Raw genomic sequence first — 15,268 nt, 5'->3', positions numbered from 1 at the left:
GGGAACGACTTCCCCTGTCCGACATGGAACCCGAATCCCTCGGTGGAACCCGGCACGGCTACCCCTGGTAGCCCGAGCCGGAAAGGCCGCCGTGCGCTTCCGACGACTCTCCAGCTTCTGCGGTCTGGGCATGCGTGGAATCCGCAGCGCCAGCGGCGTGCGCATCCTGCGTTCCGTGTCCGGTGCTCGGCTTCAGTCCCTTGACGAAATCAAGGACCTCTTCCGCCGAACCCATGTACTTCACTTCCGGGAAAACCGTCACGAGCGCGTCGGCGTATGCCTTCGTCCTCGCGGCCTGCGCTTCGCGGCGCACCTTCTTCGCCTTCGCCTCCAGCGCACGTGCTTTCTCGGTCGCGTCATCAAACCTCTTCGTTGCCATATCGGATACCTCCTTTGTCGATAAATAATTACTGCTCCACAACCGAAGTCGGCTGTGCATCTACAAACATCCGAGTACCGTCAATAGAACCATCAAGCGAGTAACTATCGCCCAATGAACCCATATCGGACCCGTGGCTATAAAACACAACCCACTCATCCATATCCGCATCATCCTCATACGGATGACCGTCAAGCGTATAAGTGAACGAAGTGTCCCCCTTCAGCGGATAGCTCACAATGTCACCGTATGTAATCGCGGATACGACCTGCCTGGTCAAATCGGCCAACTCTTCTTCGCTCAAATTGAAAGCTGCATCATTCGAGCAGAACGCGTCGTAACTAAGACCACGAGCTTCAAGAACAGAGCGCAACTCATCATCACGAATACGCCATCCGAGCGTGCCTTCATGGGTTTTATCGACGATAGACATTCCGACAGCGCCGCGCGTATTAGATTCATCAGCATCACGCGCACCGCAGGCAATGCTCAAAATCCCATAATGAGCATCCGACCTTATGTGGACGAAATACTCTCCGCTAATGAACAAATCCGTACGCTTGTAATCAATCGTCCCAGCCTCATGCGAGGTCGCCACATAATGTGCGTTGCCGCTCTGCTGAGCATCCAGGCGAGTGTTCATCGAGTCACGATACTCGATTGCACTATCGACAAGCTCAAGCCCATAACGTGCAATCGGCGGACCGAGAATCACCAGCGCGGCGACAATCACCGCGATGCCCGCAATCTTGCCAAGCACGTTCGGAATATCGACATTGCGCTTCGGCTTACCGTGCTTCGGCGGCTCGCCGCCCTCGGGCGGCGGGGCAGAAGCAAGCTGCCTCGCCATGTAGTCGCTGTATACCTGCTGCTCCTCCGGCGTGAGCGTTCCGTGCCTCGCCTTCAGGTGGAGCCGTGCCACCTCATTCGGTGTCAAATCTTCCATCTCTTACTCCTCCTTGTCCTCTGAATCTGTTTCGTTGCTACCGCCCGAGCCGAGAGGCACCGTACGCACGAGACCCCTCACGCGGGCGGGCAGGTCGGGCATGCAGACACGGCCCTGGTCGGAACCGCGGTACGCCTTGTTCATCCACTCGGTCACCTCGTACTCGGCAATCAGCGGCTCGGGCTGCGCCCTCATCTCGTCGGGCACGAACACCGGGTTGTCGGTGTACGACCACTCATGCCACTCCGGCAGGAGGCGCTTGATGTCAGCGATGAGCGCCTTGCGGCTCTCGGGCCTGCCGGACGGGATGTTCCTCTGGAACCAGTGGCGGTACAGGTCGTGGACGAACTGCCACGAGAGGATGTCCCAGGATGCCTCCGGCAGCACGTCGCCCAGGAACTGGCGAACGGGGTCGTTGACCTCCCGGAACTCGTCCAAGAGCGCGGTGCATGCCTGCGGCTCGTCCAGCTCGTAGTAGTCGGTCTCCGCCAGCAGGTGGTACAGCACGTACTCCAGCACCTCCTTGCGCTTCAGGTAGTCGTCCTTGATGTACTTGCGCTCGTTGCCCTCGAAGCGCTTCTCGAACGGCACGACCAGCAGGCGGCGGTACATGGACTCCGACCTGTCGCGGAGCCTCGGCAGCTCGTTGACGCACTGGACCATGAACCCCTTGAAAAGGACCGTGCGCGGCTCCTTGAACTTGCGGTTCAGCTGGAACGGGTCCCCCGTGATGATGGACTTGAGCGCCGCCGCGTCGTCCACGAATGTGCCCGTGTCGTTCTCGTCCGTGATTACGGCGGAAATGCGCATCAGCGGCTCCAGCATGAACGGGGAAGAGAAGTCCTTCAGCGAGATGGACTCCCAGGAACCGCGCCCCAGCAGGTTGCGCATGAGGGAGCACAGCGTGCCCTTGCCGTTGTTGCCGGACGTGGAGTAGAACCACGCGCTCTTGTTCCAGCTGACGCCGGGGCGGATGACCGCTCCGACAATCTGCCACAGCAGCCGTACGATGCTCTCGTCGTCGGACAGCTCGCCCATCCAGGACACGACGTCCCAGTCGGTGCCGTCCTCGTCGTTATGTATCACGGGGTTCGGGGCGTTCTCAACGAAGTCCACGCGCACCTTGCCGGTGAACACGAACTCCGGGTCAAAGCCGAGGAGCATCTTGCTCCCATAATCGTATACGCCGTTGTTCACAGCGATAAGGTCACGGTCATGACAACGCTCGACGTGCGGGCACACGGAACGGAGAACCGCAATCGTCTCGTAGACGCCGCGAATCGTAATCGCGCTGTCGTAGCTGCGGATGAGCCGCGTCAGACCGTCCTCGGAGACGTCGTAGGTGCCCTCGTTGTCGCCGGACGTCTGGTAGACGCCGATGTCGAAGTTGCCGTCGTCGCCCGCATCCTTCCAGAGGATGCCCACCGCGTGATGCAGCTCGCGCACAATCAGCGCAATCTGGTACGGGTCCAGGTGCTTGCGCAGGCGCAGGCGGGCGTCTCCCGTCTTCTGGTCGGGATAGGCGTCCTTCAGCGACGCTCCGACTGGCGCGGACGGGTCGCGGGGACCCCGGTTGTACGCCTCGATGGCGTTGTTGGTCGCCTGCAGAAGCTCCCGCTCGACCTGTTCGGGAGCGGAGCATATGTCCACGTCGATGTCCGCCAGATAATCCTCTGTGACCGTTCTAATCAGCTCGTTCTCGGTCATGTCTTGACCTGCGTAAACGGACGTGCTATCATAATTACAGGTAGAGGCCGTCCCGGAAGCTGTGCAGGCATCGGGGCGGTTTTCTTTTTTGCCCATATTCACACCTCCTTAATTCGTTAGCTCAATGCGCCTCACGTTGGCGCTCTTCCACGCCTCAAGGTCATCCACCTTGTAACGGACCGCATTGCCGACCTTGTAGTAACTCGGGCCTTTGCCTTGACAACGCCAGACGCGGAGCGTCCCGGCGCTCAGGCCGAGCAATTCCGCCGCTTCGTACGTCGTCATGTAACGGGGTTTCGACCCCTTCGTCTTCTTCTGTTCTTTAGCCATATCAGCCACCTCCATGTTCAGAATCCGTTTCACGAGAACAAAAAAGCTCCCGTGGAAACCAAAGAAGGACATAGGCAGAACATGCCTTGTCTATCTCGGTTTCCACGGGAGCTTCGTGTTCGTTATTTCGCCCGTGACGCACGGCCTATTTGACCGAGCGCTCGGCTCCTATTCCCGGTAGCAACCCCGCATCAAAGACGGGACGGGTGCTGAGCCATTTATCTATGCAACTGGTATTATACAGCGTTAACTCGATTAACGCAATACCCGATATTCCGTCTCCGCAGGTCAGAGGCTTGTTTCCACTCGTATACGAGCGGAAATCGCCCGAAAAAAATATTGCGCGCGCCCATGTTCCACTACTGCGTTCGAAAAGTGGAACAAGTGGAACATCCGCCTCTACTCCCCGATAAACACGGGGAACATTGCGTTCCACTCTCGGATTGGAAAGTGGAACGAGCCACCAAGAAGCTGAAAGCAGAAGAAGGGCCGTACACGGCAGGAGAGGGAACCTCTGACACACTTTGACACACTTCGAAGTGTGTCAGAGATTTCCCGCATTCATCGGCTTCCCCGAGCGATTGCCCGTTTTTCTGACACACTTCCATTTTTTATAGTGTGTCGGTACTTTCGTAGGATTTATCGGCTTCCTCGGACGCTTGACACACTAAACACACTATTTTTCCAACCTACGCGTACAGAGAAATTTTTTCCCTATTCCGACAGTCAACCAGTGTAGGGATGAGGGCGTGCTCATCTAGCCGCCGCGGCAGGGTGGTACAATCACGCTGCCAAACGTAGATTTGCGCGGGTGCCCATCTGGCCCTATGTTTGGCGACGTCCCGGCCGGATGGGCGCCTGCGCGGATGGGACAACGCCAAATGAAGAGCCCGAACCCCTTCTCGGGCGGGGTCGACGCGCTTTCCGACGCGGACTTCGCCCTTCTGGTGGATGCCGTCGAGACCAGGAGGTGCCGCGAGCTCGTCGGCGCCGGGACCTACGACGAGGCGGCGCGGAAGTGGAGGCCGAGGCCGAGGTGCCCGTCGTGCTCGTACGAGGGCTGCGCCTCCGACGGCTCCACGCCCGCGGGCCACCGCGCCTGGTCGTGCGGCCGGTGCGGCCGGAAGTTCAACTCGCTCACTGGGACCGTCTTCGAGAACGCGAAGAGGGCGCTCTGGAGGTGGGTGGTCTTCATACGCCTCATGTGCTTCAACGTGCAGCTCGACGCCTGCGCCGAGCTCTGCGGCATCTCCCACCAGACGGCCTGGGAGTGGCGCCACCGGGTCATGGCCACCGTGGACGGCTACCAGGACCGGATCGTGCTGGGGGGCAAGGTGTGGATCGACGAGATGTACGTCACTGACTCCGACCTCAAGGGTGACCCCGGGTGGAGGCCGAAGAAGGGCCTCAGCAAGAACAAGATCTGCATCGCCGTGGCGATCGACGCGCGCAAGAACGTTGTCGCCGTCAGGTGCGGGCACGGCAAGCCGTCCGCGAAGCGCATAAAGGAGGCCCTGCTCCCGCACATCGCCGAGGGCTCGGAGATCTTCCACGACATGGAGAAGTCCCACAGGTCGCTGGTCGAGGCGGTGCGGGGCATCGACCGGCCCTGCAAGGCCGACACCAGGGACCCGGAGTACCTTGAGCACATGGCCATGGTCAACAACCTCTGCTCGTGGGTGAGGCGCTACCTGCGCGGCTACGTGGGCATGGACCTCAAGTACCTCCAGTCGTACCTCAACTGGTACGCCTACCTCTTCAGGGTCAAGCGCGACGACGAGAAGTGGCCCAAAGTGGAAAGGGTGCTCCGCCATTTGTTCATGGCCGACGCGAGTTTCCGCAGCTCGAGGAAGCGAGATAATCCCTATACTGGTTGACTGTCAAATTCCCTATATATATCTATATACTTATTTTTTTCTCTCGCGCGCATTAGTTCAAAAAAAGGTGTGTCAAGTGTGTCAGATGGTTGTACTCCCCGATGAACACGGGAAAAGTACCGACACACTAAATTTTTCGCAAGTGTGTCAGAAATCGGCCACCTTCCCGTACTCCCCGATAAACTGGGGAAAGTTCTGACACACTATTTTTTCGCGATAGTGTGTCAGAACCCGAAATCGGACATGCCCGCCCCCTGCTGTACCCAGACCCAAGACCCGAACCAGCCGCCCGCAGGGCGGCCAATCCCAGCATCGAGCGAGAGCGAGATGCGCACCTGCATCCGCCTTTGCTTCTCTGACGCTCTCAAAGGCGTTTTAAGGCGCAAAAAAGCCCGTTAGGGTAACGGAGTACCCCAACGGGCTTAAATCGTCTTAAAACGCAAAATACAGCGTCCTATCCCTCCGAGGAATCATCCTCAATCATCCCGAAGTGTCGGAACGCGTCCAGAATCGCCTCGCGCTTCTCGGGCGGACACTTCGGCTGCTGCTTGCCGCCCGAGCGGTCGCACTCCATCTCCAGTCCGCACTCGGCCTTCATTTGCGCGATGTTCAGGGTACTCACGGTCAGGCCGTGCGTCTCCTTCACATACTTTCGGATGTTCTCGTACGTCGGTTGCGCCTTGGCCTCATCCAGTCCCATGTCCTTCGGGCTGACGGTCACGGGGATGAAAGTCTTCGTTGCGGATTTCCGAGATAGAACCGCAACCGTCTCGACGTGGTAGGTCTGAGGGAACAGATCAACCGGTTGAGCGCGTACCAAGCGGTACCCTTCCCCCTCGAAACGCGCCGCATCGCGTGCCCACGTGGACGGATTGCAGCTCACGTATGCGACGCGCGCAGGTGCGACGGCAGCAATGCTCTCCACGACGCCGTCGGCGAGTCCCGACCGCGGCGGATCGACGACGAGCGCGTCGATATCGCCGATGTCGGGCAGCTCGCGTGCAGCATCTCCCCCCACGACGTCGATGTCCACACCGTTCGCATCGGCATTGCGTCGCAGATCGCGGACCGATGTGCCGGCCGCTTCGACGGCAACGACATCCGCTCCCGCCAAGGCAAGCGGCACACTAAAGGTTCCGCCGCCCGCGTACAGGTCTGCCACGAGTAAACCATCGAGACCCTCCGGACCCTCTGGGCCCATCGTGCCTCCCAGCCCTTCGACGACCTCGATCACCAGCCTCTCAGCCTGGGCGGTGTTCACCTGGAAAAACGATGGCGCAGAAGTCTCGAAGCGCATGTCCAAAAGCTCTTCGCCCCAGCGCCCCCTCCCTTCAAGCGTTTCTACGCCCTTGATCTTGCGCGCCTTGCCCGGATCGGCCAGCACGCGCACGACGCTCGTCGCTTTGAGCGCACTCATGACGGTCTTCGCCACGTGCGCCCGCGGAAACGCGCCCGGCTTCGTCCAGAGCGCGACCTCGAGCTCGCGAGTTCTCAGGCTGTGGCGCACGCCGATGCGGTAGATCCCCAAATCCTGCGAACCTTCAGCAAACCCGACCGCACCGCGCAAGGATGCGGGCGCCTTGGCGATGGCATCATGAGCGAGCGGGCAGGACGCCGCCGCGACGATATCGTGCGTTCCCTCGTGGAAGAAGCCGAGCAAAAACCTGCCGCGAGGGTCGCGCCCGGCAGCAAGCTCGAGCTTGTTGCGGTATCCCCACGCGCGCTTGCTCGGCACGCACGGCTGCACAAGTTTTTCGGCGCGATCCTCATCGATACGACCAATGCGCGTGAGCGCAGCGCATACATTTCCGCGCTTGGCCGCAAGCTGCGCGTCGTAGGACAGATGAGCCCATGAGGCGCCGAAGGACGCAGCGTCGTCCATCCGCGCAGGCACACGATCAGATGAGGGCTTTACAAGCGAGACGATGCGCGCGCGCGCGAACGCCGGTTTCTCCTCGACGACTTCGACGACCGCCACATCGCCAGGAGCGCCCCCTTCTACGAACACCGTTTTGCCGTCGGCGAGCTTCCCCACAGCCTGAGCCCCGTAGCCCATGCGATCTATCGTAACCGTTTCCATGATATGCGCCTAAATCTTGAATTTGTTTTCCGTCCGAGCCATGATAGCGTATAATCTTCCGACATGCCCTCGTAGCTCAGGGGATAGAGCGTCTGCCTCCGGAGCAGAAAGCCGCAGGTTCGAATCCTGTCGAGGGCACCAGTTCGAAGTAGGTCGGATCGCCGTTGCGGCGATCCGTTCTCTTTTCCAGGCCTTCCGAGGCGCCCCTCTGCCCGGCGCCTCGGCGACGCACCGTCTATTCGATATCGCCCAGTATCTCTCCGGGCTCGTCGCCGGCATCCAAGAAGATCTTGCGCGTGACGAAGTTCCACACCATGACGATGGCCGTAACGACGATCTTCGTAAGACGGTAGTCGACGCCCAGCACGTCGGTGCCCGCCCACAAGCACACGTTGTTGATGCCCAATCCTATGACCGACAGCACTATGAACACCATGAACTCGCGTCGTCGGCTCATGCCCTCCTTGTGCGCGAACACGTAGCGCATCGATGCGACATAGTTGAACACCACGGACACCGTGAACGATATGGTCGCACTAACCAGGTACGGGATGCCGAAAACCTCGGTTAGAAAGATCAGCAAGCCGTAGTCGATAGCGAAAGCGACCACACCGACGACGCCGAATTTCATGATCTGGGCGAACAGCCTTTTCACGCCGCGCATCTCCTTGCCACCGCGCCCCGCAGGCAGCTCGACCGCCCGTGCGAGGCTCCCTGAGCCGCCCTCCTACTTGGAACCTGGGCGGGGGCGGCTCTATGGCGCGACGAGCCCGAGGCTAGCCGCGCCGATCCAGAAACCCGTCTATTGTGGCATAAACCAGACGAATATCAAGGGGTTTGCTCAGGTGACCGTCCATCCCGCACGCACGGCTGCGCTCCTCGTCCTCCGCGAACGCGTTCGCGGTCATCGCGAGTATGGGAACGGTTTTCGCATCGGCGCGATCGAGACCGCGGATGGCGCGCGTCGCTTCATAACCGTCCATCTCGGGCATCTGGACATCCATGAGCACGATGTCATAATGACCGGGTTCGGAATCGGCGAAAGCCCGAAGGGCCTCGAGACCGGTCGTCGCACCGTCCACCTGGGCTCCGACCATGGACAGAAGCTCAACGGCTATCTCGAGGTTCAGATCGTTGTCCTCTGCCACGAGGATGCGCCTGCCCGTGAAATCATAGGCAAGGGAGTCGTCGGTTGCAACGGGTCCTTCGAACACGGCCTCCTCCTCACCCTCGTCGACCGGGCATTCTATCGGTACGTCGAAAGGGATGTCCACGGTAAAGGTCGATCCCTGGCCAACCACGCTTGAAACACGGATCCGGCCGCCCATCATTTCGACGAAGCGCTTCACAATGGCCAGACCCAGTCCCGTGCCGCCGTGCTTGCGCGCGGTATCGGGGTCGCCCTGCTCGAACGACAAGAAGATAGTCTCGAAATGCTCGGGTCTGATACCGCACCCCGTGTCGCTAACTTCGAAGCGCATCCACACCTCGCAGGTCTCGGATCCCGCTTCGTCGCCAACCGTGGTCCTAGGCACGTTGGAACGCTCCAGTCGCTCGACGCTCAACGTGACGGATCCGCCCTTCGGGGTGAACTTAAACGCATTGCCCACCAGGTTGTAGAGGATCTGGTTCAGATGCAGCGCGTCTCCCAGAAGACAATCGGGCAGCGCGCCCTTCTCGACGGTCTCGTAGCGGATGCCCAGCTCAGACGCCTGCGCACCGAACACGGCAGAGAACGCGCCGACGAAGGTGCGCACGTCGAAGCCATCCCGCTTGATCTCCACCTTGCCGCTCTCGATCTTGCTCATGTCGAGGACGTCGTTGATGAGCGCCATGAGATGGCTGGAGGCCACCGTTACCTTCTCGAGGCAGGAGCGGACTTTCTCCCGGTCGTCGATGTTCTCGAGCGCGATGGCCGTCATGCCCATGATACCGTTCATAGGAGTTCTGATCTCGTGCGACATACGCGAAAGAAACTCGCTTTTCGCCAGGCTTGCATGCTCGGCGCGCTCGCACGCAGCCTCCGCGCGGCTCTTCTCCTCGGCAAGCAGCTTCGTATTGCGCTGCACAAGCCGATAGTACAGCACGAAGAACACCACGGCGACGAGCAAGAGTACGCCGCCCACGATGAACGCGTTGCGCGCCAACGTCCCCGAAAGCCCCGCGATGTCTCCGTCCACCACGCCGTAGGGCATAGCCGTGCACAAGAACCACGAACCGTCAAGCATCGGCCTGAAATAGAGGAACTCCGACTCGCCGCCGCACGTGAACGGAACGAGTGCGGATTCACCGGCCTCGAGGCGAGATCGGACTTCGTCGACAGAGCGCCCGTCGTCGAGCACGGCTGCTGCATCGAGCTTCTCGAGTATGTTGCCGCCCGAGCTGCCCTCGTCGTAACTGCCGGCCAAGCAGTTGCCCGAACGGTCGACCATAATCGAACGGGAGCCGCCAATTAAGCCCAGATCAAGCTGATCCGACATCTCATCCAGATCGTAGCCCGCCACCACCGCGACGAACGACACCGATCCGCACGCCACGGGCTCGATCGGATCGACGAGCGCGATCTTGCCGTCGTAGATCGCGATATCACGCCCCTGCGCATCGCGATACACCACGTCAGGCGACTGGTTCTCTGAGGCATCCTTTTCAAGGTAAGCAGTCGTGCCTCGCGCGGTATAGTACCGGCCATCGTCGCCGAGGAGCGCAAGATAGGCGTACTCGTCGTTGCGCTCTTGAGCCTCCAGCAGCCGCTCCACCTCCTCGATGGTGCGCGGCGCATCGAAGACAAGAGAGGTTCCGACGGTTTCCACCTGGCAGAACTTGTTCTCGACGCCGGTATTGAAATGAGCGATCACCTGATCGCTCAACTCCTGCAGATACACTTGACTCACCGATTCGATGGCTGCGCCCGTCGCCGATCGGGACGAAACCGCCGTATAGGCGAGCGTTGAGAGAAGGATAAGGACGAGCAGCGATGCGACGAGCGCGGCGCGTCTGCGCTCGCGCGAGTGTTTCAGTAGATTCATGGGGGAACTTCACCATCCTGGACATCGAAGCCTTCGACATTTTAGCATGCCGCTAACATGTCCCAGCTTACCGGCCCTCAACGCCTTCGCTACCGCGTTTCATCTGGAAAATGACAGGGCGTCTGGCACAAAGCCAGGCTTTCGGATACGATGTTTGTCATCGAAGAAGAGGAGCTTTCCGTGGAACAAGCAGCCGCAGCATCGAGCACGCCGACCGTGGCGGTGCTCGTCCCCTGTTACAACGAGGCCCTGACGATCGCGAAAGTCGTGGACGATTTTCGTCGGGTCCTGCCTGAAGCAACGGTGTACGTCTACGACAACAACTCATCCGATGACACCGCCGCCATCGCTCGTGCGCACGGAGCGGTCGTGCGCACGGAGCGCCGCCAGGGCAAGGGCAACGTCGTACGGCAGATGATGCGCGACATCGACGCCGACTACTACGTCATGGTGGACGGCGACGACACCTACCCCGCCGAAGCCGCACCGGCACTTCTCGCCCCGCTCATGGCTGACGAAGCAGATATGACGGTGGGCGACCGTCTTTCCAACGGTACATACGGCAAGGAGAACGATCGTGCGTTCCATGGGTTCGGCAACAACCTCGTGCGCTTTCTCATCAAGCTCATCTACGGATTCGAGTTCTCAGACGTCATGACCGGCTACCGCGCCTATAACGCCGTGTTCGCCAAGACCATGCCAGTGCTCTCGCCCGGCTTCGAAATAGAAACGGAACTGTCCATTCATGCGGTGGACAAGCGCTGGCGCATCCAGGAGATCCCGATCGACTATCGCGATCGGCCGGAAGGCTCGGAAAGCAAGCTCGATACGTTCTCGGACGGCATGAAGGTGCTGCTCATGATTTTGTCCCTGTTCAAAGACTATCGTCCGCTTGCGCTGTTCAGCTGGATGTCGCTGGTCTTCTTCCTGCTGGGGCTTGTCGCAGGCGTACCCGTTATCGTGGAGTTCCTGCAGACCGGCCTTGTGCCGAAACTGCCCTCTGCACTGCTGGCGGTCGCACTTGTGGTGGTGGGAATGCTGTCCTTCACGAGCGGTCTCATCTTGGACACCGTGGTCAAAGGCGCGCGCAAGCAGTACGAACTGGACGTGACGAGAGCCTACGAGCGCTACGGGCGCACGATCTGAGCATTCGCCGAACCCGAACGACGCATCTATGCAGACGGGGCGCGTTGCAGTGGGATCGTTGCATCCTCCATGTCGGTTTGCGCCCCGCCTTATTGGTATATTACCAAAACGATCATCGAATTATCAGTCGTGTCTTTGCGCGAATTGTTTGTAAAAATATAAGTTTTTACCTCTGTGAATGCGGTTCGAATAACGGCTTCGTGAGCGAACGTAATCTATAGGTTACATCGTAACGCGCGTGCTGCGCGGATGCAATCCTCAAGCTTGCCCACGTCATCCGCATGGAACCGATAGCGCGCTTCCTGCAGGCCGCCCTCGCCGTTATCGTGCTCCACACGCTCAAAGCGCAGATCAACCGAGGAGAATCCCTGCGAGAGCAGCGCGTAGGCGTAGCACTGCGCCTGGAGGAGGTGCTTTCCTTTTATCTGCGCAGGGGTTTCGTCTTCACCGCCCCCCGTCTTGTAATCTACAACGAGCGCCGATGAATCGTCGGGACGGGTGCAGAGCAGATCGATCTCGCCTTCCATGAGAGCCTCGTCCACGCGCACGAAGAACGGCGCTTCGGCGCGGCGATGCGGCCACGAAAGAACCTCGGCGAACGTGCGACTGGCAAACCAGCGAGCACAGGCTCGTTCAAGGCGGCTGCATTGGTCGGAGGATAGCCCGAAAGCGCGGCTAAGCGCAACGATGCGCGCAGCACCGGGCAGGCGCCCCGTCTCGACCGCGAACTGGGCGGCGCGGTGGAAGGCATTGCCCAGCGCAACAGCGCGATCGCCCTCCGGCTTTCGATCCTGCATGCCGCACGCGTCGTCAGGAGAGGGGGTCGCGCGGTGAGCACCATCGGAAACGAGAGGGCCAGACGCGGGATCGGGCGCGATGGACGAGTACGAAAACACATGCTCCCGCCCGGCACGCCCCGGCTCGCAAGCGGGCGCGGGCATAGGAAGCGCCGGAACGGTGAAGCGCGTTGACTCCGCGGGTGCAGTCTGCGCAGCAGAGCCGTCATCGACGCCTTCCTCTCCCTCTGGCTCTACTCGAACGCGCTCGAAACGAGCCGGCTCAGTGCCGCCGAAGTCGACGTCGCAGACACCCTCGGGGAAGTCCCCGTCGCCAAAAAGCGCGCCGCGAACGTCATCGACAAGCTCGGGATAGGCACCGCCTTGCGCCGGCTCCTTCGCATCCATGACCACCACGAGCGCTTCGCTCGCACGCGTGAGCCCCACGTAGAGCTTACGGCGCGCCTCGGCCAGCTCCTCGCGCGCCGCCCGTTCTTTGAGCGCCTCACGGTAGGCGGCCGTCGAGCAAGAAGCGGCGGCATCGCCTTCGACGAAGCGCGCGGCTGCAGCCGCATCATGCGCGTCCATTTCCTTCCGCGCCTTGCAGGCTTCTTCGTACTTCTTCGCCGCCTTGGCCAGACCCGGCAACGCCTCAAGCGAGCGGCCGGGCCCGAGCGAAGCACGGGCGAGCGATCCGCACGTCTCCACCACAAGCCTGCTCCCTCGCCCCGTCCCCGCGAATTCCGCCAAACCGACGATAGGGAACTCAAGACCCTTCGAAGCATGAACGGTCATGATCTTCACCACGCTGCCGTCCGCGCCGGAAAGCGCTCCCGGCGCTTCTTTGGCGGCTTCCAGTTCGCGTGCGAACGCCTGCGCCGCAGAGGCGAAGCCGAGGTGACGCTCACGCTCCATCGACTCCACCATGCGCACGGCCTTGAGCACGTTCGCCGCAGTAGCAAGCCCGCAGGCCCCCTCGCCCTCAAGCCGCGCCATCCATCCCGACCGCACAATCGCGTTCATCGCCACCTTCGACGCAGGGAGCGTGCGCGCCTCTCGGCGGGCGTCGGTTATAAGGCGTACGGCATGCGCAAGGCGCGGCGGCAACTCGTTCGTTTTCTCGGCAAGGCGCGCAAACCCACGGTCGAGATCGCGACGGCGGGCGCGACCCGATTCCGGATCCTCCTCCGTCGAGAGCTCCAGAAAATCGTCGGCTGACAGACGCACCATGTCGCTCGTGAGCACCTCGAAGAGCGCGGCAGTGTTCGCCGGATTAGCCACAGCCTGCAGAAGGCGCCCAACCACGCGCACCTCCGGCACCGACGAGAACAGCGAACCGCCCGCGATCACGCACTCGAACCCTTCGGAGCGCAGCGCATCGGCGTACAGGTCCGCCCGCGTCATAGCACCCAGAAGCACCACCATGTCGCCCGGTGCGTGACCGTCCGCCCTCAGCGCAGCGAAGCGTCGAGCCAGCTCGCGTGCTGATGCGCGCTTGGCGTCGTCGGTATGTACGCCCGTGTTCTTGCCGGAGGGCAGCGAGGCCAGCACGACGTCGATGCGCGGAACGCTCCCCTGCCAGCTGCTCGGCCGCTCCTCATGCGGGTCGAGCGACATGAACGCCTTGCCGAACACATGGGGCTGCTCGAACACGCGGTCCACGAACGACAGCACGTCGCGATGGCTGCGGAAGTTCTTCGAGAGCTCCACGTAGCGAGCGCCCGCTTCGGGCTCGCGCATGGCGCGCTTGTGCTCGTCGTACACGTTCACGTCCGCGCCGCGAAAGCGGTAGATGGATTGTTGCGCGTCGCCCACGGTACACAGATGCGCACAGTCCTCCCCCGCCAAGCGGGTAATCATATCGATCTGCAGCTGACTCGTATCCTGGAACTCGTCCACCATCACCAATTTGAAACGGCGTTCGTAACGGCGCGCGATGTCCGGGCGCGCTTCGAACGCCTCGAACGTCTTGATCAGCAAATCGTCGTTGTCCAGCTTGCATAGCGCGCGTTTGGCGTCTTCGTAGCTCCGCGCAACGCGCCGCGCAAGCTCCATGAGCTCCTCGGCCGCCGGCAAGGCGAGCGCGAGAGCCGTCTGCTGGGCCGCATGCCCATGCATCCCCTGGCAGGCCCTCACGCCGGCCTTGACCTCGGCTCCGCCGAACGTCGCAGGCAAGAACGCGCAGCGGTCAAGCGTCCGGGCGAAGGCTCTCCAATCGGCCGGACTCGCTTCCCGCCCCTCCGCGCCGCCATGCTCGTCAATGAACGCTGCGAGCGCGCAGACGGCTTCACCTGCAGCAAGCGCCGCTTTCTGAGATGCGGCGCTCGGCTTCGCCTGGGCGATGGCCGCAGTCGCGTCCTCGTAAGCAAGCAGGAGTTTGCGCGCGAGCGCGGACGGGCGCTCGGGCGCAGGGCCGAAGTCGACCGCATCAAGACCGCCGCGCAAGTTTGCGGCCTTGGACAAAAGCTCGTTGAGCATGCCGGCCACCGACGAAGCGCGAGGGCCTGTCGAACGTGCCGCGAACTCGGCGAAAAGCGCCTCGCCGAACCCGCGCGGGGCAAGGTCGTCGTCCTGGCCAAGCGCCTCATCGATAGCAGCCGCCACAAGATCGGCCCGCTCCGCCTCGCCAAGGATGCCGAACGCCGGATCGATTCCAAGGTCGAGCGCATGCGCGCGCAAGATGCGCGCGCACATGCCGTGGATTGTGGATATCCACGCGCCATCAACCTTAAGAGCCTCCTCGGCGAGCCGTCCGCCTTCGGCGCGCAACGCGCGCTTCACACGGGCCTTGATCTCGGCAGCTGCTTTCTCCGTGAACGTGATGGCCAAGACCTCGTCAATGCTCGAGACTGCGGGGCCGCTCTCGGCCGTAAGCGCGTAGGCGATGCGCTGGGTGAGCGTGAAGGTTTTCCCCGACCCGGCGCCAGCCGACACAAGCAACGGGCGATCCACGCATGAAACGATGTCGCGCTGTTCGGGCGTACAGGCGTTCAGATTCATC

General features: G+C 61.4%; 10 protein-coding genes and 1 tRNA gene. 3 read left to right on the top strand and 8 right to left on the bottom strand.

Annotated elements, in window-relative coordinates:
- Window positions 1–58 precede the first annotated feature (58 nt).
- The 4 genes from ABGT83_RS05090 to ABGT83_RS05075 are packed head-to-tail and all read right to left on the bottom strand — an operon-like array spanning window position 59 to window position 3,362.
- Window positions 59–379, bottom strand: a complete 321-nt coding sequence (locus ABGT83_RS05090) for a hypothetical protein (protein ID WP_346686278.1) — start codon at window positions 377–379, stop codon at window positions 59–61.
- A gap of 28 nt (window positions 380–407) precedes the next feature.
- Window positions 408–1,325, bottom strand: a complete 918-nt coding sequence (locus ABGT83_RS05085; protein ID WP_346686277.1) for a hypothetical protein — start codon at window positions 1,323–1,325, stop codon at window positions 408–410.
- Between the two features lie 3 nt (window positions 1,326–1,328).
- Complete coding sequence (locus ABGT83_RS05080; RefSeq protein ID WP_346686275.1) at window positions 1,329–3,128, bottom strand: DNA primase family protein; 1,800 nt, start codon at window positions 3,126–3,128, stop codon at window positions 1,329–1,331.
- A gap of 12 nt (window positions 3,129–3,140) precedes the next feature.
- Window positions 3,141–3,362 (bottom strand): helix-turn-helix transcriptional regulator, encoded by a 222-nt coding sequence (locus tag ABGT83_RS05075; RefSeq protein WP_202977516.1) that lies wholly within the window; start codon window positions 3,360–3,362, stop codon window positions 3,141–3,143.
- Between the two features lie 881 nt (window positions 3,363–4,243).
- Here ABGT83_RS05075 and ABGT83_RS05070 point away from each other — a divergent pair.
- Window positions 4,244–5,239 carry an IS1595 family transposase gene (locus tag ABGT83_RS05070; protein ID WP_346685558.1) on the top strand — a complete coding sequence of 332 codons (996 nt, stop codon included), beginning with the start codon at window positions 4,244–4,246 and terminating at the stop codon, window positions 5,237–5,239.
- 454 nt (window positions 5,240–5,693) lie between these two features.
- On the opposite strand, the gene rlmD is transcribed toward ABGT83_RS05070, so the two are convergent.
- Window positions 5,694–7,319 carry a 23S rRNA (uracil(1939)-C(5))-methyltransferase RlmD gene (gene rlmD / locus ABGT83_RS05065; RefSeq protein ID WP_346686273.1) on the bottom strand — a complete coding sequence of 542 codons (1,626 nt, stop codon included), beginning with the start codon at window positions 7,317–7,319 and terminating at the stop codon, window positions 5,694–5,696.
- Between the two features lie 65 nt (window positions 7,320–7,384).
- On the opposite strand from rlmD, the gene ABGT83_RS05060 reads away from it, so the two are divergent.
- Window positions 7,385–7,460, top strand: a tRNA-Arg gene (locus ABGT83_RS05060).
- A gap of 94 nt (window positions 7,461–7,554) precedes the next feature.
- Here ABGT83_RS05060 and ABGT83_RS05055 read toward each other — a convergent pair.
- On the bottom strand, window positions 7,555–7,983 hold the full coding sequence (locus ABGT83_RS05055) for a GtrA family protein (RefSeq protein ID WP_239926268.1): 429 nt from the start codon (window positions 7,981–7,983) through the stop codon (window positions 7,555–7,557).
- A 112-nt stretch (window positions 7,984–8,095) separates the two neighbouring features.
- Complete coding sequence (locus ABGT83_RS05050; RefSeq protein ID WP_346686271.1) at window positions 8,096–10,345, bottom strand: ATP-binding protein; 2,250 nt, start codon at window positions 10,343–10,345, stop codon at window positions 8,096–8,098.
- Window positions 10,346–10,525: 180 nt separating this feature from the next.
- On the opposite strand from ABGT83_RS05050, the gene ABGT83_RS05045 reads away from it, so the two are divergent.
- Window positions 10,526–11,491, top strand: a complete 966-nt coding sequence (locus tag ABGT83_RS05045; protein WP_239926633.1) for a glycosyltransferase family 2 protein — start codon at window positions 10,526–10,528, stop codon at window positions 11,489–11,491.
- A 215-nt stretch (window positions 11,492–11,706) separates the two neighbouring features.
- On the opposite strand, the gene ABGT83_RS05040 is transcribed toward ABGT83_RS05045, so the two are convergent.
- Window positions 11,707–15,267, bottom strand: a complete 3,561-nt coding sequence (locus ABGT83_RS05040) for a UvrD-helicase domain-containing protein (protein WP_346686269.1) — start codon at window positions 15,265–15,267, stop codon at window positions 11,707–11,709.
- Window position 15,268 lies beyond the last annotated feature (1 nt).

Source organism: Enteroscipio rubneri, assembly GCF_963929405.1.
GTDB classification, from domain to species: domain Bacteria; phylum Actinomycetota; class Coriobacteriia; order Coriobacteriales; family Eggerthellaceae; genus Enteroscipio; species Enteroscipio rubneri.
Note: the sequence above shows the minus strand (reverse complement) of the source record. Positions and strands in the feature narration are given on the sequence as shown.